The following is a 1,653-nucleotide window of genomic DNA, read 5'->3' on the forward strand; positions in this document are numbered from 1 at the left end:
TTACTGACCAGAACGGATGATGTAGTCGAAGGCAGATAATGATGCTTTGGCACCTTCACCAGTGGCGATGATGATCTGTTTGTAAGGAACAGTGGTACAGTCACCTGCAGCAAACACACCTTTGACATTGGTTTCATTGCGCTCGTTAATCATAATTTCGCCACGGTTAGTTAGCTCAACATCGGTTCCTTTCAGGAAGTCGGTGTTTGGCAACAAACCGATCTGAACGAAGATCCCTGCCAGTTCAACTGTATGCTCTTCATCAGTTGCACGGTCTTTGTATTTCAACGCTGTGACTTGTGAACCATCACCGATCACTTCGGTAGAAAGCGCATTTTTGATTACGGTGGTGTTTGGCAAGCTGTTCAATTTATCTTGAAGTACCTGATCCGCACGCAGTTTTGTATCAAACTCAACGAGCGTTACATGCTCAACAATACCCGCAAGGTCGATCGCAGCTTCTACACCCGAGTTACCGCCACCAATCACCGCTACACGTTTACCTTTGAACAATGGACCATCACAGTGTGGGCAGTACGCTACACCACGAGTTTTGTATTCCTGTTCACCTGGAACATTCATTTCTCTCCAGCGTGCACCGGTAGACAGAATCACGGTTTTAGATTCAAGTTTCGCACCATTTTCTAAAGTTACTTCTACCAGACCATTGGCGGTGCTATCTGCACCTTTAATGTCAGATACACGTTGCAGGTTCATGATGTCGACACCGTATTCACGAACATGGGCTTCCATTTCAGCGGCAAATTTCGGACCTTGGGTTTTTTGCACTGATGTGTAGTTTTCGATGTCCATGGTATCCATCACCTGACCGCCCATACGTTCAGCCACGATCCCAGTTTTGATGCCTTTACGTGCTGCATAGATCGCTGCAGTATTCCCTGCAGGTCCACCACCAATCACCAACACATCAAATGCATCTTTGGCATTCAGTTTTTCCGCGTCTTTGGCTGCGGCATTGGTATCCAGTTTGGCAATGATTTCTTCCAGTGTCATACGGCCCTGACCAATATGTTCATTGTCCTGGAACACCATCGGTACGGCCATGATTTTGCGTTCTTCCACTTCGTCCTGGAAGAAGGCACCATCGATCATGGTTGCAGTTGTACCTGGGTTATAGATGGCAATCAGGTTGAGTGCCTGAACGACATCAGGGCAGTTATGACAGCTGAGTGATACGAATACGTCAAAGTCAGATTTGATCCCTAAGCCTTTAATTGATTCCAGAACTTCGGCAGAAACTTTTGGTGCATAACCTGAAGTTTGCAACAATGCCAGAATCAGCGACGTAAACTCATGGCCCATCGGCAAGCCTGCGAAGAACACACGAGGCTGTTCACCGGCTTTTGCCACACCAAAGCTTGGTGCACGTTTGTTGGTACCGTCAAAACGGGCAGTGACTAGATCAGAAAGCTGAGCGATTTCTTCAACCAGTTCTTTGATTTTGGCTGACTTGTCAGAGCCATCCAGAGTTGCCACTAATTCAATCGGGCCTTCCAAACGTTCAAGTAGTGTTTTTAATTGAGCTGAAGTATTTTGATCTAACATTGCTAACGTCTCCAAAGGAGTAAGAATTCATTCGATAAGTAGATACTAAGCCAAATCGATAAATAGATAAAACAGTTTGTTTTTATA

Annotated in this window: 1 protein-coding gene; it reads right to left on the bottom strand. The window is 45.6% G+C overall.

Features of this window, described 5'->3' with window-relative positions; translation table 11 throughout:
• The gene (gene ahpF / locus RJ01_RS15505) at positions 1-1,566 is read right to left on the bottom strand and encodes an alkyl hydroperoxide reductase subunit F (RefSeq protein WP_034171736.1); all 1,566 of its coding nucleotides are present in this window, start codon (positions 1,564-1,566) and stop codon (positions 1-3) included.
• Positions 1,567-1,653: the final 87 nt, after the last annotated feature.

Source organism: Acinetobacter sp. YZS-X1-1 (assembly GCF_000804305.1).
GTDB lineage: Bacteria > Pseudomonadota > Gammaproteobacteria > Pseudomonadales > Moraxellaceae > Acinetobacter > Acinetobacter variabilis.

Coding starts and splice junctions, on each gene's coding strand:
- ahpF (WP_034171736.1), bottom strand. CDS start 1,566: ATGTTAGATCAAAATACTTCAGCTCAATTAAAAACACTACTTGAACGT.